Source organism: Methylomonas albis, from assembly GCF_014850955.1.
Taxonomy (GTDB): Bacteria; Pseudomonadota; Gammaproteobacteria; order Methylococcales; family Methylomonadaceae; genus Methylomonas; species Methylomonas albis.
Map to the genome: position 1 here is coordinate 4,457,834 of NZ_JACXSS010000001.1, position 25,391 is coordinate 4,483,224.

Here is a 25,391-nt window from a genome sequence, read left to right on the forward strand (position 1 = left end):
TGTTACAATTGCCGGCTGCGACGCGCTCAGCTATTTGGAACGCTCGAGACCCGCGATCCATAACAACACGGCAAAACCTTTTCGGTTTTAAAATCAGGGCACTATGCAACGTTTTTGCACTCTAGGTTTTGTACTCGGCCTGATCTTGATGGTCTTCGGCGTCACCTATGCGCTACCGATAGCCACTTCGCTGTATTTTGAGGACGGCATGGTCGAGCATTTCCTGAACGGCATGTCGCTGAATATTGGCGTCGGCAGCCTGCTTTCCGGCTTGACGATGCGCTTTCGCGGCGATGTAAAGACCAGAGACGGCTATTTACTGGTCGCCTCGTTCTGGATATTGATGTCCTCGGCAGCCACATTGCCCTTGTTATGGGGCATTCCGGGCTTGTCATTCACCGATGCATTTTTCGAAACGATGTCCGGCTTCACTACCACCGGTGCCACAGTATTGGTGGGACTGGACAATCTGGCGCCCTCACTGAATTTGTGGAGGCACGAGCTCAACTGGATAGGTGGATTAGGAATCATTGTGTTGGCGGTGGCGATCCTTCCTTTGCTTGGCGTCGGCGGCATGCAGCTGTATAAAGCCGAGATAGCCGGCCCGGTAAAGGACAGCAAAATCACCCCCCGAATTGCCGAAACCGCGCGCCTGCTGTGGCTGGTCTATGCCGGTATCACCTTGTTTTGTATCCTGGCTCTTAAATTAGCCGGCATGGGTTGGTTCGATGCCATTTGCCACGCCTTCGCCACACTGGGCCTAGGCGGCTTTTCCACCCACGATGCCAGCATCGGCTTTTACGACTCGGCAGCTATCGAGCTGGTACTCACCATTTTCATGTTGATTGCCGCGATGAATTTCGCCACCCATTACACGGTGTTGCACAATCGCAGCCTTAAGCCTTACCTGCTTGATCCGGAAGCGATACCGATGCTGGGCGTAATTGCCGGCAGCACGCTGCTTTGCGCCGGTTATCTTTGGCACTTCAATGTGTACGAAGATTTCTCGACGAATTTGCGCCATGTGACTTTCAACCTGGTGTCGATTGCCACCGACTGCGGTTTTGCCAGCACCGATTTTGATAAATGGCCGCCATTCGTGCCATGGTGGATGCTGTATCTGAGCTGCGTGACCGCCTGCACGGGTTCTACCGGCGGCGGTATTAAGATGTTCCGTACCCTGCTGTTGTGGAAACAGGCCGGCCGGGAAATGTTCAGCCTGCTGCATCCGCGCGCCGTCAATCCGGTCCGCATAGGCAACACGCCGATTGCTAACAAAATCATATTCGCGGTGCTGGCGTTTATTTTCCTGTATTTCATTTCCATCGTGGTATTGACTTTTTCCTTGATTTTTTCCGGACTGGATCCTATCTCCGCACTCAGCGCCGTGATTGCCTGCATCAACAACGCCGGCCCAGGCTTGAATCAAGTCGGGCCTGCCGGGAATTACCAAAGTCTCAGCGATTTTCAAACCTGGATTTGTGCTATCGCCATGTTATTGGGACGCCTGGAAGTGTTCACGCTCATCGTGCTTTTTACACCCACTTTCTGGAGAAAATAGTACAATTCTCCGCCTTATCGTCCGCAAGCCCTCTATTTGACACTGTAGATTCAGCGTGATCGGATAGCAACACTTACCATTTATCAGGAACATTGGCATGACTTCCGCTAGACACATTGATTTTCTCAGCAAAAGAAAGCTGGCGTTTTTCTTTTCCGGCACCTTATTTTTAATTTCTCTGGTGTCCTTTTTCGTAAAAGGCCTGGACCTGGGTATCGATTTCACCGGCGGCAGTGTCTACGAACTGCATTACAACCAAGCGGCAGACCTGGACAAAATGCGCGCAACCCTTGAGCAACAAGGCCTTGCCGACGCCAATCTGCAACATTTCGGCAGCGCCGCCGATGTGTTGATCCGCCTGAAACCGGTGGAAAACATCACGCAAAAAGAGCTGAGCGAAAAAGTCCTCAGCATCGCCAACAGCAGTCAAAGCCAACCCGGCGAACTCCGCCGCGTCGAATTTGTCGGCCCGCAAGTGGGTGAAGACTTGGTCAACGACGGCGGCTTGGCTCTATTCTTTGCCTTTATCGGCATCATGATTTATGTCAGCATCAGGTTTGAATGGAAACTGTCGGTCGGTGCGATTGCCGCGCTGTTTCACGACACCATCATTACCATGGGCTTTTTCTCGGTATTCGGCTGGGAGTTCGATATGACCGTATTGTCGGCGATCTTGGCGCTGGTCGGTTATTCGATCAACGACACCATCGTGGTCTACGACCGGATCAGAGAAACCGTGCGCAGCAGCAGAAAAGGCGCTATCAATGAAATCGTCAACACCGCTTTGAACGACACCTTAAGCCGGACCATCCTGACCTCCCTGACCGTATTTCTGACTCTGTTGGCCCTGGCATTCCTGGGCGGCAAAACCATCCACGGCTTCGCGATCGCGATGCTTATCGGCGTCATCAAAGGTACTTACTCGTCCATTTATATCGCCAGCTCGCTGGCTCTGACTTTTGGCTTGAGCCGCGAAGATTTGATGCCGCCAGCCAAAGATAGCGTCGTCGACGACCGTCCTTAATTCAGAACTTTATTTACAACTTCAAGCGAACGCTCACGGAATAACTTGATGACACAAAAGCTTAATAATCGCGACCTTACCCAACTCACCCTCGGCATCCCCGGCTTTGCTTATAAAGACCTCTACGATGCCAAACGCCTGGCCGACTTGCTGACTGTGTTCGATCAGTCCGTGCAACAGCATGACGCGGCTTTGTTTGCGGACATTACCGCTTACCGCGCCTGCGGCGGCGAGGGGATGAAGCCGGAAGATATTTCCGAGTTATTGGTGAAAATGGCGCCGCTGGTCGGCACCTTTGTTGCGCGTTTATTCAATGTCAGCGATGTGCGCGACCAACAAATCGACAATATTCACGGCGAATTCGACGCAGTATTTGTCTATCGCACCGAAATCGTCGGTAATTTGAGCAAGTTGTTCAAAGGCCAGACTATCGAAGGCTGGGATATTGCCGCGCTGCGTACCCAGCTAGACGGCTTGCTGACTGCCACCGACAGACAGGATTTATTTCAGGCTGACCAGGAGTTAGCTGTCAGCCAACTTGGCGCCGATTTATGGCGTTTATCACAACAAACCGAACTTAGCGATGCCGATGTTGCTCACCTGAAAGATCAACTGAGCGGCTACGACAGCCCCGCAGCACTGGTAGCCGGCCTACTGGACATCGTCTGCCGCTGGAGTTTTGCCGCCAAACAAGATCCTGAATTGCAGACCTTGGTAGCCAAATGGCTAAGCTTCAAAATCCCTGAAAAAACCAATCTGGAAAACCTGGTCGAACACGACACTGTTGCGAAAAACGGCTATGGCGTGTGGGCTTGCGACGATCACCATCATCGCCGCCGCGACGGTTTTGCGTTGACCGACAAACGTTTCAAACAACGTCAGGCGCTGTATGAAATCGACCATTGCATCTACTGCCACGACCGCGACAACGATTCCTGCTCGAAAGGCATTAAGAATAAGAAAGACGGTAGCTTCAAGGCCAATCATTTGGGTTCATTGATGACCGGCTGCCCCTTGGAAGAAAAAATTTCCGAGATGCATGTGGTCAAGCGTCAGGGCGACAATATCGGCGCGTTGGCGATGATCATCATCGACAATCCGATGTGCCCCGGCACCGGCCATCGGATTTGCAACGACTGCATGCGTGGTTGTATTTATCAAAAAACCGAAGCCGTCAACATCCCGCAAATCGAAACCAATGTGCTGACCGACGTGCTGTTCATGCCGTGGGGTTTCGAGATTTACAGCTTGTTGACCCGCTGGAATCCGCTCAACGTCAAGCGCTCTAGCGCCTTGCCTTATAACGGCAAGAACGTGCTGGTCGCCGGCATGGGCCCAGCCGGTTACACCCTGTCGCACTATTTGCTAAATGAAGGTTTTGGCGTGGTTGGTATCGACGCTCTGAAAATCGAACCCTTACCCTTGCATTTGACCGGCGACCGCGACAACGTGCCAATGCCTATCATGGACTTCCAAAGTCTTTACGAAGACCTGGATAAGCGAGTGTTGCTGGGCTTCGGCGGCGTGGCCGAATACGGTATCACCGTGCGTTGGGATAAAAACTTTTTGAAAGTCATTTACCTGACCCTGCTGCGTCGCAACGCTTTCAAATGTTATGGCGGCGTGCGTTTCGGCGGCACCATCACTATCGATGAAGCTTGGGAAATGGGTTTCGATCATATTGCCATTGCCAGCGGCGCCGGCAAGCCGACCGTGATCGATCTGAAAAATAACCTGATTCGCGGTATCCGCAAGGCATCCGACTTTTTGATGGGCCTGCAATTGACCGGTGCGGCGAAAAAATCCTCACTGGCCAATCTGCAAGTACGACTACCGGCCGGCGTCATCGGCGGCGGCTTAACCGCCATCGACACCACCACCGAGCTGCTCGCCTACTACCCTGGACAAGTAAGCAAAATTTTGCATCGCTACGAAAAGCTTGTGGCTAAATACGGTGAAGCGACAGTGCGCGGCCGTTACGATGGCGAAGAACTGGAAATTTTGGAAGAGTTCCTGGCACATGGCCGAGTAATCGAGCAAGAGCGCGAACGTGCCGCAGCTGCAGGCGAAACCCCTAACTTTCTGCCCTTCCTGAAACAATGGGGCGGCGTGACGCTGTTCTATCGGAAAGGTATCAAGGATTCGCCGGCTTATCGCCAAAACCACGAAGAAATCCACGAAGCGCTATCGGAGGGTATTTATCTGGCCGAAGGCATGAGCCCCTTGGAAGCCATCGAAGATCAATATGGCCATTTGCAGGCAGTACGCTTTGAGAAACTGACCGAAGAAGACGGCAAATGGCGTAAAACCGATGAAGTGGAAGTGAAGCTGCGCGGCCTGTTCATCGCCGCCGGCACCGCGCCTAACACCATTTACCAATCCGAGCACCCCGGCACCTTTGTCATGGATCGCAAATTCTACAAACGCCACGAGCCGGAATGGTTACAAGGCCAAACGGAATTGGTAGCGACCACCGACGAGACACAAGTCAAAGTCGGTAAACCAGCGCCGTTTACCTCTTACCACAGCAACGGCCGTTACATTACATTCTATGGTGACAACCATCCGGTTTACGCCGGCAACGTGGTGAAAGCGATGGCCAGCGCAAAAGACGGCTATCCCTACATCGTCAAGCTGTTTGCCGACCAAATTGCTTCGCAGGACGCTACACAACAAGCACAACGCGATGCGCAGTTGACCGACTTACAAGACAGACTGGATGCAACCTTCCGGGCGCATGTCGTTGAAGTGAATCGCCTGACGCCGACCATCATCGAAGTGGTGATTAAAGCGCCCGCGGCTGCGAAACATTTCGAACCCGGCCAGTTTTACCGGGTGCAAAACTATGAATCACTGGCCCCAGTAGTCGAAGGCACCACGCTGGCTGCCGAAGGCTTGGCCTTGACCGGCGCCTGGGTAGACAAGGAAAAAGGTCTAGTATCTTTGATTGCCTTGGAAATGGGCAGCTCCAGCCGCTTGTGCGCGACCTGGAAAGTGGGCGACCCCCTGGTATTAATGGGGGTTACCGGTGCGCCAACCGAAATTCCAACCGGCAAAACGGTTTTGCTGCTGGGCGGCGGCTTGGGTAACGCGGTATTGTTCTCAATCGGTAAAGCCATGCGCAATGCCGGTAACAAAGTACTGTATTTCGCTGGCTACCGTAACAGCGAAGACTTGTTCAAGGTCCCGGAAATCGAAGAAGCGTCCGACGTGATCGTTTGGGCGGTCGATGATAGACCCGGTAACGAGGCTATACCCGTCACTCGGCCACAGGATAAAACCTTCGTCGGCAATATTGTTGAAGCCATGGTGTCCTATGCCACCGGAAAATTGGGCGAAACCGGCTTGCGCCTGCAAGATGTAGAACATCTGATCGTAATCGGTTCCGACCGGATGATGGCCGCGGTCAAAGCAGCGCGTTTTGCCGCACTGAAACCATACTTGAAGGAAGGCCACGAAGCGGTTGGCTCGATCAACTCACCGATGCAATGCATGATGAAAGGCGTCTGCGCCCAATGTTTATGCAAACATGTGGACCCGGAAAGCGGCGAAGAGAGCTTTATGTATTCCTGTTACAACCAGGATCAGGCCCTGGACTATGTCGATTTCCCAAACTTAGCTGCCCGCCTACGGCAAAACACGGTTCAGGAAAAGCTGTCCTCGCTCTGGCTGACTTATTTGCTGGAAGCCGAACGATAATATATAGGCAGACATTAAGCCTATCCCCGGTAGACTAGCGCAAGGCTGATAATCGAGGGGCGTGCCTACGGGACTTCCCCTCGTTTTAGCAATGCTAGGCTACACTGGCTATACAGCTACAAACTTGTAATATCGTGATCGCCAAGCCCGTAACTAAACGGGCACGGCAAAAAGCAGTCACGGTCGAGGAACACACTCCCTGCCGTGAAAGTCCTGCACCCAGTTATTGAAAGGAGTTCACCCGTGTTTTCGCGCATCTTTCTATTATTGCTCGGACTTTTTCCAGTTATAGCCTGGGCAGACGCAGAACAAGCCTCACAAGCCCTCAATCTCACCAAACATTGGGTCGGTTATTCAGCTATCGCTATTTTTGCAGTTGCGTACCTGCTGGCAATGACCGAAGAAGTCACCGAATTAAATAAATCCAAACCCATGGTTTTAGCGGCGAGCTTAATCTGGGCTTTTATCGCCGGTATTTACGTTAATAACGGCATGAGTGAAATCGCCCGCCATGCGTTCCGCGGCTGCCTGGAGGGCTATGCGGAACTGTTTTTGTTTATCATGGTTTCGATGGCCTATCTCAACGCAATGGAAGACCGCGGCGTCTTTGATAATCTGCGGGTTTGGTTGCTCAGCAAGGGGTTTAGCTACCGAAAATTGTTCTGGATTACCGGCGTCATGTCGTTCTTTATGTCCTCGGTTTGCAACAACTTGACCACAGCCCTGCTAATGGGAGCGGTGATCGCTGCAATGGGCAAAGACAATCGGCAGTTTGTTACATTAGCCTGCATCAACGTGGTGGTAGCGACCAATGCCGGCGGATCGTTCAGCCCATTCGGCGACATCACCACACTGCTGGTTTGGCAAAGCGGGATAGTACCTTTTAAGGATTTTTATTCTCTATTCATTCCTGCCGTGGTCAATTTCACACTGCCCGCAATAATTATGCATTTCTGGATACCCAAGCAACATCCAGCGGCAGTGGGTAAAGCGCCAAAAATGAAACGTGGCGCGTTGACTATGATTGTGCTGTTTTTGCTGACCATTATTACTGCGGTCTGTTTTGAAAACATGCTGAAATTACCGCCTGCGGCCGGCATGCTGGCGGGTCTGACCTATCTGAAATTCCTGGGCTTTTATCTACAAAAAACCGCCGACAAAGACAATGGCAAAATTAGCGACTTTGCCCACGTTTATAAATTATTTAATGTTGCGGTTCCCGACGCGAGACCAAATCAGAAATTCGACGTATTCAAAAGCGTTGCCACGCTGGAATGGGACACCTTGCTGTTTTTTTACGGCGTCATGATCAGCGTCGGCGGTTTGAGTTTCATCGGTTATTTGACCATGGCCTCTGATGTGTTGTACGTCGGAATGGACCCAACCATCGCCAATATAGTGGTCGGCATCCTGTCGGCATTCATCGATAACGGTACTATCATGTTTGCGGTACTGACCATGCATCCGGAAATATCCCAAGGACAATGGCTGCTGGTCACCTTGACCGCCGGCGTCGGCGGAAGTTTGCTGGCTATCGGCTCGGCGGCCGGAGTCGGTTTGATGGGACAGATGAAAGGCCTTTACACCTTTAGCGCGCACTTGAAATGGATGCCGATCATTTTGATCGGCTTTTTCGGCAGCATTGCCACCCATTTCCTGATTAACGGCAATTATTTTTAAAGCGACAAGCTTATTGGGCGGTTTTTTTAGGGCCTGCCCAATAGGTCAATTGCAAAATCCAGTAATTTTTTGTTTATTTTGCGGCGATTCATTTGCTGTATCCAATCGGCAGAAAACGGGTTTGAGCATTACAGCAACACAAAAAAACCTCGTAAAAAACCACTTCATTTCAATATCTTAGCCACCCGCAACCTGCGTTAGCCTCGAACCGACCACCCTACAAAGACAACCGAAAAACGATTGTCACAATCATTTAACACGCAAAATCTAGCTAGTTTTTGTGGATACCCGCCGATTGCGATGTATAATGTAGTTGATTTAGCTCGGTATCGTTGTCGCTTTTCAAGTCTGCAATTGGATCAACAAACATTGTTTTCCACTACCTGCTTTATTCACCAACCCTAGTTCCAAACCAGCGAATAGCACTTTATTAGCAAGAGAGATTTATGTCAGTTCAAGTAGAAGGCAAAGTAAAATGGTTCAATGATGAAAAAGGCTTCGGCTTCATTGAGCAAGAAGGCGGCAAAGATGTATTCGTACATTTCAGTGCCATCAACGGCAACGGCCGCAAAACCTTGAAAGAAGGCCAAAAAGTCACGATGGAAGTGACCAATGGCCAAAAAGGCCCACAAGCGGAAAACGTAACACCGCTGTAAATTGAACTGAAAAAGCCGCCTAACCAGCGGCTTTTTCGTTAGATCAGTTTACCCCACAAGTCGTACTCGTCGGCTTCTTCAATTTCCACATTGACGAAATCGCCGACTTGTAAATGGCTTGCGCCGTCGATAAACACCTGGCCGTCAATTTCAGGTGCGTCGCTCTTGCTGCGCGCCACCGCACCCTCCTCGACCACCTCATCGACCAACACCGTTTCGATTCGGCCAACCCGACGCTCTAAGCGCTCGGCGCTGATAGCCGCTTGATGCTCCATGAAACGCGCCAAGCGCTCCTGCTTAAGCTCTTCCGCTACCGCACCGGGCAAATCGTTAGCTACCGCTCCCTTCACCGGCGAATAGGCAAAACAGCCGACTCTGTCCATTTGCGCTTCGCTTAGAAAATCCAGTAACTCTGCAAAGTCGTGCTCGGTTTCGCCGGGAAAGCCGACGATAAAAGTACTGCGGATCGTCAAATCCGGGCAAATTTTCCGCCAGGCACGGATGCGTTCCAAATTGTTTTCCGCAGCGGCCGGACGTTTCATCAATTTTAAAATCCGGCTATTAGCGTGCTGAAACGGAATATCCAGATACGGCAGGATTTTGCCTTCGGCCATCAACGGCACCACCTCATCGACATGCGGATAGGGATAGACATAATGCATCCGCGCCCAAATCCCCAACTCACCCAAGGCTGCGGCTAAGTCGTAAAACCGGGTTTGCATTTCCCGACCGCGCCATCGCCGGCTTTCGTATTTCAGATCCAAACCGTAAGCGCTGGTATCTTGCGAAACGATCAACAACTCCTTAACGCCGGCATCTGCCAAACGCTCGGCTTCCAACATCACGTCATCGATAGGCCGGCTTACCAAATCGCCGCGCATCGACGGAATGATGCAAAACGTGCAGCGATGATTGCAACCTTCCGAGATTTTTAGATAGGCGTAGTGCTTGGGCGTCAGTTTGATGCCTTGCGGCGGCATTAAGTCGGTAAACGGATTATGCGCCGGCGGCAGATGCTCGTGTACCGCTGACACCACCTCGTCTGTGGCATGGGCGCCGGTGATTTTTAAAACCTGGGGATGACGAGCCAATATCTCATCTTGGCGCGCCCCCAAACAACCGGTAACGATGACCTTACCGTTTTCCGCCAAAGCCTCGCCTATGCTGTCCAGCGATTCCTCAACCGCCGCATCGATAAAGCCGCAGGTATTGACGATCACCAAATCCGAATCTTTATAGTTTGGCGAGACTTGGTAGCCTTCGCTACGCAAGCGGGTCAAAATCTGTTCGCTATCGACCAAGGCTTTGGGACAGCCCAAACTAATAAATCCAACACGGGGGTTACTCATGAAACTCTCTTGAAAACATTTTTATAAACAGGTGGGTGGCTTGGGCAAGCCGGCGATTTTACAGGCGTATTTCAGCGGCCCTTGCGGAAACAATTTTTGCAGATAGCGACTATTGCCCTTGTCTTCGCCGAATTGTTTGCGGATAGCCGCCACAAACATCCGGGCATTAGGCAAGTGCTGGAATTTTTGATAGTAATCGCGAATGTACAGCAGGATTTCCCAATGCGCATCGCTAATCTCAATCGCTTCCAGCCGGGCCAACTCGTCGGCCACCTCTCGATTCCATTGCCCGGCATCACGCAGAAAGCCGTCGTCGCTGGTTGGCAAGACAAGGCCGTCGACCATCAACACCACGAATGAATCACCGGATTCTTCACGGTCAACTCGACCAAGCCCGCGTAATCGATCAGCTCCACACCCACCAACAAGCCTTGCTGCTCGACGCCGTGAACCAATAACATCTCTTGCAAGGCATAAACCCGACACGACTGACTCAGCAATTGCCGCAACAAGGCATTGCCACTATGCCCGGTCAGCGTGGCACACACTGCGCCGTCCATCAAGACGACATCATCACCATTGCCAATGCGCTCAACAACCGCTGTTTGCAACGGCATTTGCGACAGCAAATGCAGCATTATTCCACATGCGTCAGCTTCAAACCGACGATGCCGACGATGATTAACAGAATCGACGCCAACCGGAACCAATCCGCCGACTCCTTAAACAAAAAAATCCCGAGTATAGCGACACCAACAGCCCCCATGCCCGTCCAGACTGCGTAAGCCGTACCTAAGGGCAGCGTCCTGATCGCCAACATTAATAGGTAAAAACTGCCCGCACCCGATACGCCGGTCACTACGCTTGGCCATAACTTGGTAAACCCGTCATTGTATTTGAGACTTACAGCGAACACGATTTCCGAGCAACCTGCGGCGAACAATAGCAACCAACCCATCAAAACTCCTTCCATATGCACTATAATCTGCGGTATTTTACAGTAGTGCTCTTATCTATCCGCAAAATTTAGCAATTAAATGCAAAAAGAATCCGACTACCTCGTTAGAAGCGCCAAACTGGTTTTTGGCCACTTGAGCGATCTAATAAAAAAGAAGTGCATTATCTCCGCACACTTTGGCGAACATAATCAATCGTTTTTGACCACCATTATCGATCTCGATCAAAAAGCCAACCTGATCACGCTGGACGTTGCGCCTACGGAATTGCTGAATAAGCAACTGCTCGGCTCCGCAAAAGTGCTGTTCCGCACCGAATACGAAGGGATTAAAGTTTCGTTCCGAGGCAAAGACATCAAAAAATCGCAAAGCGACGGCCACCCGGTGTTTGCGATGCCTATCCCGGATGCCATTTTTTGGATGCAACGCCGCCAGTATTATCGCGTTAAAGTGCCGCTATCGCATAAAAACAGCACCTGCGAAATCAACCTTGCCATCGAAAATGAAGCAGGTGAAACCGAATCGCAAACCAAAGCTTTTAACCTGTCCGACATTAGTCTTTCCGGATTTTCGCTCCTAAACCCCGACACTAAGATTGCCGACTTCTTGGTACCCGATACCGTGATAGACGAATGCGCCCTGTTTTTGAACGACGGCAGCAGAGCAACTGTTGGCTTAGTAGTGAAAAGCGTGACCAATGTCCGAGCCAACGCTACAACCTATCAACATCGCGTAGGCTGCAAATTTACGCACATCCCGCAAGTATTCGAGAACAGCATCCAACGCTATATGCAGGAAATCGAATTACAGCAGAAAAACTTGAGCATTTAAGACCTGTAGAATATTCAGTATAAGACTCGCAATGAGGTATTTCTAATAGCACAGCAACTTAGCAAAGCCACTAACTCTTATTGATCTCATTTCCTTGTCCGGATATACGCGACAAGCGGATTCGCCGGACAGCAAAGGCCTTAGCACATCCCAAATAGGCCGCGTAAGCTTATTCCAAGCCCAAATATCGCGGTTATAATGCAGCCCTTCTGAAACCCAATTCCATCGCCATGTCTTTACCGCTTATTCCCGCTGCAGCATTGCCGCAGCACCCCACCACGGTATTCTGGAGCGGCCTGAGTGGTTGCGGCGACTCGCTTGCGCTGGCCCAAGCAATTACCCAAGAAAAACGCCTACTGGTCATCGTCACTCCGGACACCCAAACCGCCTTGCGTTTGGAGCACGAACTGGCGTTCTTCTTGGACAACAGCCTGCCTATTCTGCATTTTCCGGATTGGGAAACCCTACCCTACGATGTATTTTCCCCGTTGCCGGAGATCATCTCGGAACGCTTGCGCACACTGGCCTTGCTACCCGACACGAAGCGCGGCGCGCTGATCCTGTCGGTGGCGACGCTGATGCACCGTCTGGCACCGCGCGAGCATATTCTGGCCCACAGCTTTGCCATAGAAGTCGGCGGCACTTTGAGCTTGGAAGTTTCTCGCGCAAAACTGGAAGCCGTAGGCTATCAATGCGTGTCGCAAGTCTATCAACACGGCGAATTCGCAGTACGCGGCTCGATTCTGGACTTGTTCCCGATGGGCTCCAAACAGCCCTACCGCATTGAGTTGTTCGACGATGATGTGGAATCGATCCGTAGCTTCGATCCCGACACGCAAATGTCGCAAGACAAAATGCAAAAAGTCGAGCTATTCCCGGCCCGTGAGTTTCCGTTTACCGACGAAGCCATCAAACGCTTCCGCCAGGCCTTCCGCGAGCAATTCCCGGACGCCTCGCCCAAAAACAATCTCTATCTGGATGTTTCCAAGCAAATCGCCCCGGCCGGCATCGAATATTACCTGCCGCTGTTCGTCGAGCGCACCGAATCGCTATTCGCCTATTTGCCCAAGACTGCGCTGTTTGTACTGCCAGCCAATTTCGCCGAAAACGCCCAGCGCTTTTACAGCGAAGCCGACGAACGCTATCAGCAACGCAAATACGACACTGATCGACCATTATTGCCGCCGACGCGTTTGTTCTTGTCGGCCGAGGAAATCCAGCAACACACCGATAGCTTTAGTCGCGTAGTGCTGGATAACCAAGCAGAAACCGCCCACACCTTCGATTGCAAACAGGTACCGGACATAGCGATAGACAGCCGTTTAAAAGAACCCGCACAACGCCTGCGCCAGTTCATCGAAGGTTTTGACGGCAAAATCCTATTTGTTGCCGAGACAGCAGGCCACCGCGAAGGCCTGATCGACAAATTAAAAAGCGTCAAACTGGCCGCCAAACAGGTGCAAAGCTGGCCGGAATTTCTACAATCCCACCATTCGCCGTGCATCGTCGTTGCGCCGATGGATCATGGTCTGTGGCTCGAAGATGCAAAACTGGCAGTCATCACCGAAAGCCAACTCAGCGGCGAAAAAGTCCAACAACGCCGGCGCCGCGCCAAATCAGCGGCCCGGGCGCTGGAAAACATCTTCAACAACCTCGACGAACTGACGATAGGTTCGCCGGTGGTGCATCAGGAACACGGCGTCGGCCGTTACTTGGGTTTGCAGATACTCAACGTCGGCGGTATCGACGCCGAGTTTTTGATGCTGGAATACGCCAACCAAGACAAAATCTATGTGCCGGTGGCCTCCTTGCACATGATCGGCCGTTACAGCGGGGTTAGCGCCGAAAACGCCCCGCTACATCGACTGGGTACCGACCAATGGAGCAAGGCTAAGAAAAAAGCCATGGAGCGCGCCCGCGATGTGGCCGCCGAGTTGCTGGACATTCACGCCAAACGCGCCGCCCGCGAAGGCTTTGCCTTTAACATCGACAATAGCGACTACAACGCTTTCGCCGCCGCCTTCCCGTTCGAAGAAACCCCGGATCAGCTCAGCGCCATCGAAGCCATTTTGCAAGACATGGCCGCCAGCCAACCGATGGACCGCGTGGTCTGCGGCGACGTGGGTTTCGGCAAAACCGAAGTGGCGATGCGCGCCGCCTTCGTGGCAGTACAAAGCGGCAAACAGGTCGCGGTGCTGGTGCCAACCACCCTGCTCGCCCAGCAACATTATCAAAACTTCCGCGACCGCTTCGCCGACTGGCCGGTACGCATCGAAGTCACCTCGCGCTTCGTCACCCCCAAGCAACAAAAAGCCATCGCCGACGATTTAGCCGACGGCAAAGTCGATATCGTCATCGGCACCCACAAATTGCTGTCCAAAGAGATGAAATACAAAGCCTTGGGCTTGGTAATCATCGACGAAGAACACCGCTTTGGCGTGACCCAAAAAGAACATTTCAAAAAGCTGCGCCACGAGTTGGATTTGTTGACGCTGACCGCTACACCAATTCCACGCACTTTGAACATGGCCATGGCCGGCCTGCGCGACATTTCCATCATCGCCACCCCGCCGCCCAACCGTCACGCCATCAAGACTTTCGTCACCGAATGGATAGACTCGCAAGTCCAGGAAGCCTGCCAACGGGAAATCAAGCGCGGCGGCCAAGTGTTTTTCCTGCACAACGACGTGAAAAGCATGGAGAAAATGATGCGCGAGCTGAGTGAACTGGTGCCGGAAGCGCGCATCCAGATCGCCCACGGCCAGATGGCCGAGCGCGAGTTGGAGCAAATCATGCTGGATTTTTACCATCAGCGTTTTAATCTGTTGATTGCCTCCACCATCATCGAAAGCGGCATCGACATCCCCAGCGCCAACACCATCGTCATCAACCGCGCCGACAAACTCGGTCTGGCGCAGTTGCACCAGTTACGCGGCCGGGTGGGCCGTTCGCATCACCGCGCCTACGCTTACTGCATCGTGCCGCCCAAATCCGTGATGACCAAGGACGCGATCAAACGTCTGGAAGCCTTCGAGACCTCCGGCGAATTGGGCGCCGGTTTCATGCTGTCCTCGCATGACATGGAAATCCGCGGCGCCGGCGAATTGCTGGGCGATGAACAAAGCGGGCAGATTCAGGAAATCGGCTTTACCTTGTACACCGAGCTGCTGGAACGCGCGGTCAAAGCGCTGAAATCCGGCAAACAACCGGAGCTGGACGCGCCGCTGGATACCGGCCCGGAAGTGGATTTACAAATCGCCGCACTGATCCCGGAAGACTATCTGCCGGACATCCATGCCCGCCTAGTGTTATACAAACGCATCGCCAGCGCCGAAACCGAAGACGATTTGCGCAAATTAAAAATCGAAATGATCGACCGCTTCGGCTTATTGCCGGATCAAGTCAAAGCCTTGTTCGCGATCACCGAACTGAAACAACACGCGGCACATTTGGGCATCCGCAAAATCGAAGCCCACGCCACCGGCGGCCGCATCGTGTTTGCCGCCACACCGCAAATCGACACAGGCGAGTTGATTTTGATGATTCAAAGCCAGTCGCAGGTGTATAAATTCGACGGCGCGGATAAATTACGCTTCACGCAGACCTTTAAGGACATGGAAGATAAGGTGGCGTTTTTGGAGAAGTTGTTGGCAAGGCTAGGAACGAAAGGTAGCTCCGATTAGCGATAGCGTAATCGGAGGAACGAAGGTCATCATGCGTCCGATTACACTATGTTAATCGGACCTACGCGGGCTGCAAATGGCCCAGCTGCGACCTAGAAAAAGCAAATAGTCATTGGTCACGTCAAAAACCAATGACTAGCCAAATAATCCAAGCTTAAGTAGTCTTTAAGGCCGAAAGAGAATAATGTGCTATCTCACAAGAATCCAACTTTAGGAGGATTTATGGTCAGGCATGCATTGGTTTTGACATTTGGCTTGTTTTTGTCAGACACGGCTTTCGGCGATCAGGATGACTGGGTCTATATCCCTCGCCAACAGTCGCAGCAACGACAATACCAACAACAACCCGAACAGCGGCAATTCTATGGCCGAGACGATTACCGGAACGACTATAACCAGGATCACGATTACCAAAACTATCAAGGCAATCAAAATTACAACGGCTATCACGGTGGTTATCGTGGCTATAATCCTCAGCCTCCGACGGGCTATCAGGCCCCAGCCGATTATTATGGATTGCCGCCTGTGCGGGGTTTTGTCTATCCGCAACAACAACCACAACAAATACCAAGATTCGACAATTACCATCGCCGCCACTAGTAGCTATAAAGCCGACTGTTGACTATTGGTTAGAAACCCAACGCCAGGCTAAGAACCCGGATTATCGCCTTTTTTGTGACTAGCTAGTGCTAAAAGCCTAATTTTGCTGCATATTTCCTACTACCTTTATTGCGAAAACGGCAGGAGTGATCTTCTTCAGCGCTGATAAAACACCATCAACTTACGTTTTGCCGACACTTCAAACTGATTTACCCAAGGTCCGTAGGTCCGATTAATGAAACGTAATCGGACGAATTTAACACTCTTCATGCCTCCGAATACGCTTCGCTATTCGGAGCTACGCGGGCTGACAAGCGATAGCATTATTTGATAGCATAGTGGCATGAATGCAAGGCACACCAAGACCTTGCAAGCCATCTTTGCCAACCCCACTTCGGCCACATTGGAATGGCAACGCATCGAATCGCTTTTTGCCGCAATAGGCTGTGAAGTAATCGAGGGACGAGGCTCACGAGTACGTTTTGTATTCCAAGGCCGAATCGCGACCTTCCATCGACCTCATCCAAACAAGGAAGCCAAACCTTACCAAGTCGAACAGGCTCGCGACTTTTTATCTTCTATTGGAGTCAGACCATGAACACCATGACTTACAAAGGCTATACCGCCCGCATCGATTTTGACGACAGAGACAACTTGTTGATTGGACGCTTGCTGGGCATTCAAGATGTGATCGGCTTTCATGCCGAGACGGTAACCGAATTGCGTAACGCTTTTGAGGAAGCGGTTGACGACTACCTGGAAACTTGCTCCCGCATCGGAAAATCGCCGGAAAAACCAGCTAGCGGCAAACTGATGCTGCGCATACCGCCCGAAATCCATGCAGCCGCCCTAGTAACCGCCAAAGCGAAAGGCAAAAGCCTGAATCAGTGGGCGACGGAAGTGTTGAATGAAGCGTCGCATGTTTGACATCATACAGCCTCAGATCGGTCCCGCCATGCCCCTTGGATACTACCACCGGGGTTTTAGGTGGAGCTAACGCCTTCATTCCTCCGAATAGGCTTCGCTATTCGGAGCGGGCTTTGGGTTTGGCGTCGGTTGCTCGAGCCGTTTTTGATGATGGGATTGGTTTGCCGGAAGCCGGCAAGTCAGTTTTCGGCGGCTCGGCGCAAGGCTGGCCTTGTTCGGCCCATCGCTCGGTCAATTCGTCGGGAACGCTGTCGTGCCAATGCTGGTTTATGGCTGTTGCCATGTCTTCGGTCAGGTTGCCGCAGATGGCTTCAGGCAGCGTGCTAGGCTGATTGACTCGCTCGAGCAAACGCTTGGCAAGCTTATCCTTCAGTTGCTCGGATGTTGGATTAGGCCGTTTTGCCAATATAATCTGAACGTGGAGTTGTGTTAAAGGTTTAGCCGCACTAGCCAGGCATTTCTGCCAATCCTGAGAGGATTGCTGTTTGGCAACAACTTGGGTTATTCCTGACCAAGATTCACACTCGACGCCTTGAATTTGTGCTCTGGAAAGCTCGGCGCCCTGCAGCTGCGCCACGTTAAGACTAGCGCTCTGCAGCTGCGCGCCGTCGAGACTAGCGCCCTGCATCTGCGCCCATTTGAGACTAGCGCCCTGCAGCTGCGCGCCGTCGAGACTAGCACCCTCCAGCTGCGCGCTGTCCAGACGAGCGCCCTGCAGCTGCGCGCTGTCGAGACGAGCGCCCTGCAGCTGCGTTCTGTAGAGACTAGCACCCTGCAGCTGAGCCCCGAAGAGACTAGCCTCCTGCAGCTGAGCCCCGAGGAGACTAGCCTCCTGCAGCTGCGCACTGTAGAGACCAGCCCCCTGCAGCTGCGCTTTGTCGAGAATAGCACCCTGCAGCTGAGCCCCGAGGAGACTAGCCTCCTGCAGCTGCGCACTGTAGAGACCAGCCCCCTGCAGCTGCGCCCTGTCGAGACGAGCGCCCTGCAGCTGTGCGTTCCTAAGGTCCGCCCTAGCCATCAGGCTACCGTAAAAGTCGGCAAAATTGAACGAACGTTCCCGCCAATCGAGACGCGCGCCTTGTTGCCACCATTGCTTGGCCAACGAACCGTCTTTGGCTTTAGCAGCACCCGGCTTGGCTGCACTGTCTTGGGCATCTCGAGCCGAGTTGCTTGTGTCGGCCGATTGATAATCGGCCAACATTTGCAGCATGCGTTTCTCATTGTCGTCGACCCCGCTGAGGATATGGCTGGCCACCACCAAGCGTGGCAGCAACGCCGCTAGAGGTTGAGCTGACGACACTCCAATAATCAGTTTAGTCGCGGACAATGCCCAAGCCTGACAAAACCAGCTGGTCAACGCCAAGCTGCATAAGCTAAGCCACAGTAAAGCCCGCGTGCAGCCGCCGCGCAATGCCGGTAACACTATTGCCGCCAGCGTCGGTAACACGCCCACCAAAGCATAGGCCGTGGTAATCAAGGTTTGACTTTCGGAAAAGCTCAGGACACTGCACAACCAGGCAAACGCTAAATAGCTAGAATCATCACGAAGCCAATCAGGGAACTCTTCTCGTATATGACTCCAACCGCCTTCAGCCAACCACAGCAAAACCAGCAACAGCACGACGCAGGTCGCGGTATCGATCAACGCCTGTCGAATCTTGACCAAGCGTCCGTCCAGTCCCCGGCCATTGGCGATCCGCCAATTCCGGTAAAACAGGCCATAGGCGCCAATATCCGCCATCACCAATGCCCAATGCACTGCCGACAATAATTGGTTTTGATAGGCGCCAAAGCGCACCTGCACCACCAGCAGGGTAAAGATCGGCAGCAGATAAATCAAGAACCAGACGAACCAGTCCAGCAATTTGCCGATGATGCGTTCGTTGGGATAGGCGAAGGCAAAGTCGTAGAAAAAGGGCTGCATTTGCCGGCGGTCCAGCGTGCCACCGTTGAGTTCCCGCCAGCGCAGCAGTTTGTTGAGGTGCTCGTCCAGGTTGTGCAGCAAATCGATATGCAGCAACAAAAACAATACCGGCACCACGCTGAACCAGGCCAAAGGCGGCAAGCCCAGGTCGATCAGCGGGATTTTCATCGACATCCGCCCCATCAACAAATCCTGGTCGGTAATCGCCAAGGTCATCACCAAGGTGTACAGCAACACGCCCAGAAAGCCGACGAACAGATTGCGGTTCTTCTGCGACGAGTCGTCGAGCAAGGCCTTGGCATCGGCCAGCGTAACCTTCTTTTCTTCGTCTGGGTCGGCTTTAGTGGTCTCGACTTGCGCGCGACATTCGGCGCTGCTGTCGTGCCGGGCTTTGCTTAGCCAATCTAAAACGCGCTTGCTATTGATGGAAGGCATAGGGAGTGTGCAGAAACGAGTGGACTATGCGATCAGTTTATTACACAGCCCCTAGGATTTGGCAAACAACGTACACAACATCCTTCGCGAACCTTGCGGCTCATAAACTCACCTCGAAACACTCCCATCCGGCAACACAAATTTAATATCCAAACTGCGTAAATAAGTCTGCAAGCCGGCATCCTGTAGCGGGAGCAAATGCGCCTCTTTGCCTGACTCGTTGAAATGTGCATGCCAGTAGCCGGGCGGGGTGATAAAGGCTGAGTAGGGTTGCCAATCGACGCGGGTGGGGTTGACGATCTGACCATTTGCCGAAATCTGCGGCCCGACCAGCGTGTAGCAACCCGGCGCGCAGTCCAGAATCAAATCCAAGGCTACCGATTGATGCCTATGCGGCAATTGCACCGCACCCTTGGGCAGCACGCCGAGCATCGCCCACAACGTGTGCGTCACGGTCAGGGTTTGGTCCATGGCTTTGTTGGCCAGCAACACGCTGATACGGTTACGATTCACCCTCTCCGCCGCTTTTTGCGCTGCCGCCAACTCACGCAACGAATCCGCTGCGGTATAAAGCGTCGGTTTAAAGCATGGCCTATCGGCTGTCACCCCCAGATAAGTCAAAAGCGGCTGGTCGTGCACCAGGTAAAAGGCCGAATCGCTGTCGGCAAAATGTCGAATATCCTTGCCCACTGGCAGCACCACAAAATCGCCGGTTTGCCAGGGGATGGTCAGGTCGTCGAATTCGGTGCGGCCGCTGCCGTACATCACGTAAAACAACAGCGAGGTGGCATTGAACTGGGTCGCCAGCGATTCGCCGGCCAGAATTCTGACAAAGTTTGCACACAACGCCGGGCTGGTGGCCGGACCTGGACAATTTAATTGCGCGCTTACGTCGAGCGGGATAATCCGGGTGCTACCGGTTTGGTGCAATTCGCTACCGAAATTGGCGAACGGCAGCTTGGTGATAGCGCCGGAGCCAAGCGGATCGGCGGCTTGGGTATATTCAAAATAGCGGCAATTTTCCAGCAAGGGTTCAAGCGGGTTCTGCGGTTGGGCGATGGTCATGACGGCACCTTTTTATGTATGCAATCCAGGCAAATGGCGTGATGGTTTAAATTGTACGCTCGCTGGTGTGACAGCGTGGATATGTGTCAAACCCAAAAAGCACGGACGCTTTTTTCGATCCTGCGTTCAGACGAAATACTTGGCGCAAGGGTTCCACATTATGTCGGCAACCGTTAGAATCGTTTTGTATATCCAAGGCAAACCCAAACTGGCTCTGGCAGACAAATTAACATTAAGCGCGGACGATTATTTGCAAGTCTCGATTACGATGAATCTGGCGTTTGTTCTGAAACAAGCAGCAAAAGACAAGCCCTGACATGCTGCTGAACGTGGCTGATCGGGTATGATGTCCGGCAATTTGAAGGCGCCAGCATCACCTTTCGCTAAATCGCCAAACCCTGTTTCTTTTAACTTCTGAAGTACCACCCATTGAATAACACCATGAAATTAACAAAATCTTCCTGTTTTCCCGCCTGCCCCGGCCCAGTCGTCACCATCGTCCTGGATGGCGTGGGCATTTCGCCGCGCGAAGACGGCGACGCGGTTAAAGCCGCGCGCACCCCGAATCTGGACCGTTACATGGCCAGCTACCCGATGACCAAGCTGTTGGCACACGGCACCGCAGTGGGCATGCCCAGCGACGAAGACATGGGCAATAGCGAAGTCGGCCACAATGCTTTCGGCGCCGGCCGGGTGTTTGCCCAAGGTGCCAAATTGGTGGCCGAATCCATCAGCAGCGGCCATCTCTGGCAAGGCCAGGCCTGGCACGACGTGATCGCCACTGCCAAACAAGGCGGCACCCTGCACTTCCTGGGTTTATTCTCCGACGGTAATGTGCATTCGCATATCGACCATTTGAAAGCGATGATCGAACAAGCCAAGCAAGCCGGCGTGGCTAAAGTGCGTTTACACATTCTGTTAGACGGCCGCGATGTGGGCGAAACGTCGGCGCTGGATTATGTCGATCCGTTCGAAGCGTATCTGGACGGTTTGCGTAGCACAGATTTTGATGTGGCAATTGCTTCCGGCGGCGGCCGTATGCAAATTACCATGGACCGTTACGAAGCCGACTGGTCGATGGTCAAACGCGGTTGGGACATTCATGTGCTGGGTTTGGGCAGACAATTTGCCAGCGCCCACGAGGCGATTGAAACCTTCCGCAACGAAACCAACGTCATCGATCAGGATTTGCCCGGCTTCGTGATTGCCAAAGACGGTAAGCCGCTGGGTACTATCGTCGACGGCGATGCGGTAGTGTTTTTCAATTTCCGCGGCGACCGGGCGATCGAAATTTCCCGCGCTTTTATCGAAGAACAATTCAGCCCGTTCGAGCGTGGTCCACTGCCGAAAGTGACCTATGCCGGCATGATGCAATACGACGGCGATACCAAATTGCCGCCGCGCTTTTTGGTGGAACCGCCCACCATCGACCGCACCTTGGGCGAGTATCTGGCTAAAAACGGCATCAGCCAATACGCGATCAGCGAAACCCAAAAATTCGGCCATGTGACCTATTTCTGGAACGGCAACCGCTCCGGCAAATTCGACGAAGCCTCCGAAACTTATGTGGAAATCCCCAGCGACGTAGTGCCATTTGAACAACGGCCCTGGATGAAATGCGCCGAGATTACTGACGCGCTGATAGCCGCGGTGCGTAGCGGCAAGTATCAATACCTGCGCGTGAATTACGCCAACGGCGACATGGTCGGCCACACCGGCAATTTCGAAGCGGCGGTTACCGCGATGCAAGGTCTGGATCTGCAGCTGGCGCGTTTGATTCCGGTGATTCTGGAGATGAACGGCACGGCGATTATCACCGCCGACCACGGCAACGCCGACGAAATGTACGAGCTGGATAAAAAAGGCAATGTCACGCGCAATGCCGAAGGCCGCACCAAGGCCAAAACCTCGCACACCTTGAATCCAGTTCCATTCGTGCTGATTTCCAGGGAGAATCCGGGTTACCAATTACGCCAGGATTTACCTAAAGCCGGCCTGTCGAATGTAGCAGCGACAATATTGAACCTATTGGGCTTTGACGCGCCGGAAGCTTACGACCCTAGTCTGATCGAAGCGCAGTAAACCGGCGTTTTCTCCGGCCTGATTAAACCGCCTACCGGCTATCGGCCGCTAGGCGGTTTTTATTGCTCGCAGCACCTCAATACGCTACTGCTTAGCCGCTTTGGCTCCGTTTACTTTTTAACCTGGATTGGCTGATGGATTATCCCGCCCGCATCGTCTGTTTAACCGATGAAACCACTGAAACCCTGTATTTGCTGGGTGAGCAAGCGCGCATCGTTGGCATCTCCGGCTACACGGTCAGGCCGCCGCAGGCGCGCCGGGAAAAACCCAAAGTCTCGGCGTTTACCAGCGCCAAAATCGACAAAATCCTGGCGTTGCAACCGGATTTGGTGTTGGGTTTTTCCAATTTGCAAGCCGACATTGCGGCGGATTTAATTCGGGCCGGCGTGGCGGTGCATATCTTCAACCAGCGTTCGGTGGCCGGCATTTTGGATATGATCAGTTTGCTGGGCGCGATGGTTGGGGTCCCGGAAAAAGCGGCCGCGCTGGTGGCGCAATACCGGCAACAGTTGGAGACCGCCCACCAACACGGTCTTTCGTTCAGCAAACGGCCCAAAGTCTATTTTGAAGAATGGGATGAGCCGATGATTTCCGGTATCCGCTGGGTATCAGAGTTAATTGCCATCGCCGGTGGCGACGATTGCTTTGCCGAACTGGCCACTGAACATTCCGCCAAGCAGCGCATCATCGCCGATCCGCAGGAAGTCGTGCGCCGCGCCCCGGATATTGTCATCGGCTCCTGGTGCGGCAAAAAATTTCGGCCGGATCATCTTGCCGCGCGCCCCGGTTGGAACAGCATTCCCGCCGTAACCCAGCAGCGAGTCTACGAAATTAAATCCTGCGACATTTTACAGCCCGGCCCGGCTGCGCTCAGCGACGGCATGGCGCAATTATGCCGGATCATCAATGATTGGCAGCGGGATTTTGCTTAGCCTAAATCGGCTATGCAACTCGATGGCCGCTTTTGGGAAACTCGCCGAATTAAGGCTGTCCAAAGTGGTTAAGGAAGAAAATGCTGTCACGTCCCATCAAAACCTGGGAGAAATGCTAAATCAAGCTCAGTACCGGCATGACTCGATTTGAACTAAAAAGATGGCAAACCCTTAGCGGCACTAGTGGCTGCCCGGTTATTCGATCGGATACGGCGTTTTAAGGATCGGTTGGTAGGCTAGCCAACAAGTTGCCGATGCTTATGCAACGGCGCCACTGGAAGAAGGATTAGACGAAATTGATGCCATTGTGTCTGGCCGCAGACATCATTGTGGATCAGCTTTGCATACAGGATCGGCTTGCAGTGCTCTGACTATGATTATTTCTCGCCACTATTTGAGTTTATTGCAAACTAGTCTGCCTGCCGACGCCGTGTTTACAGGCTTGAAACGTATACCTGACACTTCCAGTAGCGTGTATCAGGGTTGCAGTGGCGCGTTTTTGGAGATCAGGAAATCGCCATGCTCTGCAGCCTTTGCTATCCGTGGCATGTAGCGACTTCCCCCCAACTTTGGATTCGTAGCACTGTAAGGCTCGATAGCACGTATTTAAGGCTCAAGGCCTTAAGCTGACTGTGCCAGCACCCGTTGCCTACAACGTTTGTTGATGCCTATCCCTAAATGAAACGCCCCGGATCGACGCCCCAGCGCGATGGCACTTCAAATGAGGCAATCCGATCATTACAGCCGGGTTTGGATAAATCGAAATCCCGTGGCGGCATGTAACTGCGAGACCGGCTATTGAAAACCGCCCTGACTCGAGGATGCAATAAGTTTTCATGATGCTGCTCCACTACCACTGCTAGATAGCCGCTTTCCAAGCGCACCAAGGTGCCGACCGGATAGATACCAATACTGCGGATGAACTGATGCACCATTGTCAGATTGAAATGGTGGTCGCTCCACTCCAGCAATTTTCTTAACACTTCGGTGGGTTCGATGCCTACGTGATAAATCCGCGTCGACGTCAGCGCGTCGTAGACATCCACCACCGCTGCCATTTGTCCGTATAGGCTAATCTCGTCACCCTTCAAACCTAGCGGATAACCGCTACCGTCATAGCATTCATGATGTTCGGCGGCTACGCTCAGCGCGATCGGTGACATACCCGGCGTTTTTTCCAGCACCAGGCAACCATCGCGCACATGGTTTTTCATGATCTCGAACTCGCTTTCCGTGAGTTTACCCGGCTTGTTCAGGATGTTATTCGGCACCTGCATTTTGCCGATGTCGTGCAGCAAACCGCCCAAGCCAACCATTTCTATGGTTTTGCGGTCGATACCCAAAGCGCGGCAAAAGCTGATCAGCAAGGTGCCGACCGCCACCGAATGCTGAAAGGTATATCTGTCGGCCTGCTTGATTCTGAGCAGGCTAACGATGGCATCCGGGTTGCGGAAAATCGAGTCTACGATATTGGAAACTACGGGCTCTACCTGTTCCAATTCGACTTGCTTACCCAGCCGACAATCCTGCAAGACGTTATGCACGATGCGATTGGCTTCGCGGCAGACTTGTTTGGCTTTTACCCGTTCTTTTTCGACGCTGATCAGCGGCGGTGGCACGCGCTTCAGAGTTCGCCCCAAATGCTGCATGCGCTCATCAAGCTGTTTATGTATTTCATGAACCGTTGGCGCTTCGGGCATATCCGGTCCAAGAGCGGTATCGATGTAAACTTGGCGAATGCCGTAGGCGGCGATTTTCTCGATGTCGTGGTCAGATTCGACGACAAAACTGTCGCGCAAGAACGGATGTTCTATCCAGGGACAATTGATGTCGTGGATAAACATCTTGGGCTTCAGGTCGGTCACATCGATTTTTTTGATCATCGCTCGGTTTGCCGATGGAGATAGCCCCAGAATTATTGCCGGGGCACGGAAAGTATGGCTGCTTAATTTACTTTAGCTTTACCGGTATCGGCAATGCGCTTACA

Annotated in this window: 20 protein-coding genes; 13 read left to right on the forward strand and 7 right to left on the reverse strand. The window is 52.7% G+C overall.

The genetic code is table 11. The features are described 5' to 3' along the window. The first annotated feature begins 103 nt into the window (after nucleotides 1-103). The 5 genes from EBA_RS20010 (at nucleotide 104) to EBA_RS20030 (ending at nucleotide 8,620) form a co-directional block, all read left to right on the forward strand. Entirely contained in the window at nucleotides 104-1,561 is a 1,458-nt protein-coding gene (locus tag EBA_RS20010) for a TrkH family potassium uptake protein (RefSeq protein ID WP_192376350.1), read from the forward strand. Between the two features lie 97 nt (nucleotides 1,562-1,658). Then, nucleotides 1,659-2,585: a protein translocase subunit SecF gene (secF, locus tag EBA_RS20015; RefSeq protein WP_192376351.1), complete on the forward strand. Its 927-nt coding sequence runs from the start codon at nucleotides 1,659-1,661 to the stop codon at nucleotides 2,583-2,585. Between the two features lie 48 nt (nucleotides 2,586-2,633). Continuing rightward, entirely contained in the window at nucleotides 2,634-6,284 is a 3,651-nt protein-coding gene (locus tag EBA_RS20020) for a pyridine nucleotide-disulfide oxidoreductase (RefSeq protein WP_192376352.1), read from the forward strand. Between the two features lie 243 nt (nucleotides 6,285-6,527). Then, entirely contained in the window at nucleotides 6,528-7,964 is a 1,437-nt protein-coding gene (gene nhaD / locus EBA_RS20025) for a sodium:proton antiporter NhaD (protein ID WP_229427856.1), read from the forward strand. A gap of 446 nt (nucleotides 7,965-8,410) precedes the next feature. After that, complete coding sequence (locus tag EBA_RS20030; RefSeq protein WP_020483452.1) at nucleotides 8,411-8,620, forward strand: cold-shock protein; 210 nt, start codon at nucleotides 8,411-8,413, stop codon at nucleotides 8,618-8,620. A 38-nt stretch (nucleotides 8,621-8,658) separates the two neighbouring features. On the opposite strand, the gene rimO is transcribed toward EBA_RS20030, so the two are convergent. Genes rimO through EBA_RS20050 form a run of 4 tightly spaced genes read right to left on the reverse strand, consistent with a single transcriptional unit; the run spans nucleotide 8,659 to nucleotide 10,927 of the window. Continuing rightward, complete coding sequence (rimO, locus tag EBA_RS20035; protein WP_192376353.1) at nucleotides 8,659-9,969, reverse strand: 30S ribosomal protein S12 methylthiotransferase RimO; 1,311 nt, start codon at nucleotides 9,967-9,969, stop codon at nucleotides 8,659-8,661. Nucleotides 9,970-9,990: 21 nt separating this feature from the next. Next, the gene (locus EBA_RS20040) at nucleotides 9,991-10,323 is read right to left on the reverse strand and encodes a TusE/DsrC/DsvC family sulfur relay protein (RefSeq protein WP_223146716.1); all 333 of its coding nucleotides are present in this window, start codon (nucleotides 10,321-10,323) and stop codon (nucleotides 9,991-9,993) included. Beyond that, nucleotides 10,314-10,607 carry a DsrH/TusB family sulfur relay protein gene (locus tag EBA_RS20045; protein WP_192376354.1) on the reverse strand — a complete coding sequence of 98 codons (294 nt, stop codon included), beginning with the start codon at nucleotides 10,605-10,607 and terminating at the stop codon, nucleotides 10,314-10,316. Before EBA_RS20045 ends, EBA_RS20040 begins: the two co-directional genes overlap by 10 nt. Next, nucleotides 10,607-10,927: a DMT family transporter gene (locus EBA_RS20050; protein WP_192376355.1), complete on the reverse strand. Its 321-nt coding sequence runs from the start codon at nucleotides 10,925-10,927 to the stop codon at nucleotides 10,607-10,609. Before EBA_RS20050 ends, EBA_RS20045 begins: the two co-directional genes overlap by 1 nt. Before the next feature lie 79 nt (nucleotides 10,928-11,006). On the opposite strand from EBA_RS20050, the gene EBA_RS20055 reads away from it, so the two are divergent. The 5 genes from EBA_RS20055 (at nucleotide 11,007) to EBA_RS20075 (ending at nucleotide 16,966) form a co-directional block, all read left to right on the forward strand. Beyond that, a complete protein-coding gene (locus EBA_RS20055) occupies nucleotides 11,007-11,756 on the forward strand; it encodes a flagellar brake protein (RefSeq protein WP_192376356.1) in 750 nt (249 codons plus the stop codon). Nucleotides 11,757-11,986: 230 nt separating this feature from the next. Continuing rightward, nucleotides 11,987-15,439, forward strand: a complete 3,453-nt coding sequence (gene mfd, locus EBA_RS20060) for a transcription-repair coupling factor (RefSeq protein ID WP_192376357.1) — start codon at nucleotides 11,987-11,989, stop codon at nucleotides 15,437-15,439. A gap of 222 nt (nucleotides 15,440-15,661) precedes the next feature. After that, complete coding sequence (locus tag EBA_RS20065) at nucleotides 15,662-16,039, forward strand: hypothetical protein (RefSeq protein WP_192376358.1); 378 nt, start codon at nucleotides 15,662-15,664, stop codon at nucleotides 16,037-16,039. Nucleotides 16,040-16,382: 343 nt separating this feature from the next. Then, the gene (locus tag EBA_RS20070) at nucleotides 16,383-16,637 is read left to right on the forward strand and encodes a type II toxin-antitoxin system HicA family toxin (protein WP_192376359.1); all 255 of its coding nucleotides are present in this window, start codon (nucleotides 16,383-16,385) and stop codon (nucleotides 16,635-16,637) included. After that, a complete protein-coding gene (locus tag EBA_RS20075; RefSeq protein ID WP_192376360.1) occupies nucleotides 16,634-16,966 on the forward strand; it encodes a type II toxin-antitoxin system HicB family antitoxin in 333 nt (110 codons plus the stop codon). Before EBA_RS20070 ends, EBA_RS20075 begins: the two co-directional genes overlap by 4 nt. A gap of 97 nt (nucleotides 16,967-17,063) precedes the next feature. Here the strand turns inward: EBA_RS20075 and EBA_RS20080 are convergent, their stop codons facing one another. After that, the gene (locus EBA_RS20080; RefSeq protein ID WP_192376361.1) at nucleotides 17,064-19,325 is read right to left on the reverse strand and encodes a pentapeptide repeat-containing protein; all 2,262 of its coding nucleotides are present in this window, start codon (nucleotides 19,323-19,325) and stop codon (nucleotides 17,064-17,066) included. A gap of 108 nt (nucleotides 19,326-19,433) precedes the next feature. Continuing rightward, a complete protein-coding gene (locus tag EBA_RS20085) occupies nucleotides 19,434-20,390 on the reverse strand; it encodes a cupin domain-containing protein (RefSeq protein WP_192376362.1) in 957 nt (318 codons plus the stop codon). 160 nt (nucleotides 20,391-20,550) lie between these two features. Between EBA_RS20085 and EBA_RS20090 the strand changes: the two genes are divergently transcribed. The 3 genes from EBA_RS20090 (at nucleotide 20,551) to EBA_RS20100 (ending at nucleotide 23,404) form a co-directional block, all read left to right on the forward strand. Further along, complete coding sequence (locus EBA_RS20090) at nucleotides 20,551-20,706, forward strand: hypothetical protein (protein WP_192376363.1); 156 nt, start codon at nucleotides 20,551-20,553, stop codon at nucleotides 20,704-20,706. A 125-nt stretch (nucleotides 20,707-20,831) separates the two neighbouring features. Further along, nucleotides 20,832-22,472: a 2,3-bisphosphoglycerate-independent phosphoglycerate mutase gene (gene gpmI / locus EBA_RS20095; protein WP_192376364.1), complete on the forward strand. Its 1,641-nt coding sequence runs from the start codon at nucleotides 20,832-20,834 to the stop codon at nucleotides 22,470-22,472. Nucleotides 22,473-22,606: 134 nt separating this feature from the next. Beyond that, on the forward strand, nucleotides 22,607-23,404 hold the full coding sequence (locus EBA_RS20100) for a cobalamin-binding protein (RefSeq protein ID WP_192376365.1): 798 nt from the start codon (nucleotides 22,607-22,609) through the stop codon (nucleotides 23,402-23,404). A gap of 674 nt (nucleotides 23,405-24,078) precedes the next feature. On the opposite strand, the gene EBA_RS20105 is transcribed toward EBA_RS20100, so the two are convergent. Next, complete coding sequence (locus EBA_RS20105) at nucleotides 24,079-25,287, reverse strand: HD-GYP domain-containing protein (RefSeq protein WP_192376366.1); 1,209 nt, start codon at nucleotides 25,285-25,287, stop codon at nucleotides 24,079-24,081. Nucleotides 25,288-25,391: the final 104 nt, after the last annotated feature.

Coding starts and splice junctions, on each gene's coding strand:
- EBA_RS20010 (WP_192376350.1), top strand. CDS start 104: ATGCAACGTTTTTGCACTCTAGGTTTTGTACTCGGCCTGATCTTGATG.
- secF (WP_192376351.1), top strand. CDS start 1,659: ATGACTTCCGCTAGACACATTGATTTTCTCAGCAAAAGAAAGCTGGCG.
- EBA_RS20020 (WP_192376352.1), top strand. CDS start 2,634: ATGACACAAAAGCTTAATAATCGCGACCTTACCCAACTCACCCTCGGC.
- EBA_RS20030 (WP_020483452.1), top strand. CDS start 8,411: ATGTCAGTTCAAGTAGAAGGCAAAGTAAAATGGTTCAATGATGAAAAA.
- rimO (WP_192376353.1), bottom strand. CDS start 9,969: ATGAGTAACCCCCGTGTTGGATTTATTAGTTTGGGCTGTCCCAAAGCC.
- EBA_RS20045 (WP_192376354.1), bottom strand. CDS start 10,607: ATGCTGCATTTGCTGTCGCAAATGCCGTTGCAAACAGCGGTTGTTGAG.
- EBA_RS20050 (WP_192376355.1), bottom strand. CDS start 10,927: ATGGGTTGGTTGCTATTGTTCGCCGCAGGTTGCTCGGAAATCGTGTTC.
- EBA_RS20055 (WP_192376356.1), top strand. CDS start 11,007: ATGCAAAAAGAATCCGACTACCTCGTTAGAAGCGCCAAACTGGTTTTT.
- mfd (WP_192376357.1), top strand. CDS start 11,987: ATGTCTTTACCGCTTATTCCCGCTGCAGCATTGCCGCAGCACCCCACC.
- EBA_RS20065 (WP_192376358.1), top strand. CDS start 15,662: ATGGTCAGGCATGCATTGGTTTTGACATTTGGCTTGTTTTTGTCAGAC.
- EBA_RS20070 (WP_192376359.1), top strand. CDS start 16,383: ATGAATGCAAGGCACACCAAGACCTTGCAAGCCATCTTTGCCAACCCC.
- EBA_RS20075 (WP_192376360.1), top strand. CDS start 16,634: ATGAACACCATGACTTACAAAGGCTATACCGCCCGCATCGATTTTGAC.
- EBA_RS20080 (WP_192376361.1), bottom strand. CDS start 19,325: ATGCCTTCCATCAATAGCAAGCGCGTTTTAGATTGGCTAAGCAAAGCC.
- EBA_RS20085 (WP_192376362.1), bottom strand. CDS start 20,390: ATGACCATCGCCCAACCGCAGAACCCGCTTGAACCCTTGCTGGAAAAT.
- EBA_RS20090 (WP_192376363.1), top strand. CDS start 20,551: ATGTCGGCAACCGTTAGAATCGTTTTGTATATCCAAGGCAAACCCAAA.
- gpmI (WP_192376364.1), top strand. CDS start 20,832: ATGAAATTAACAAAATCTTCCTGTTTTCCCGCCTGCCCCGGCCCAGTC.
- EBA_RS20100 (WP_192376365.1), top strand. CDS start 22,607: ATGGATTATCCCGCCCGCATCGTCTGTTTAACCGATGAAACCACTGAA.
- EBA_RS20105 (WP_192376366.1), bottom strand. CDS start 25,287: ATGATCAAAAAAATCGATGTGACCGACCTGAAGCCCAAGATGTTTATC.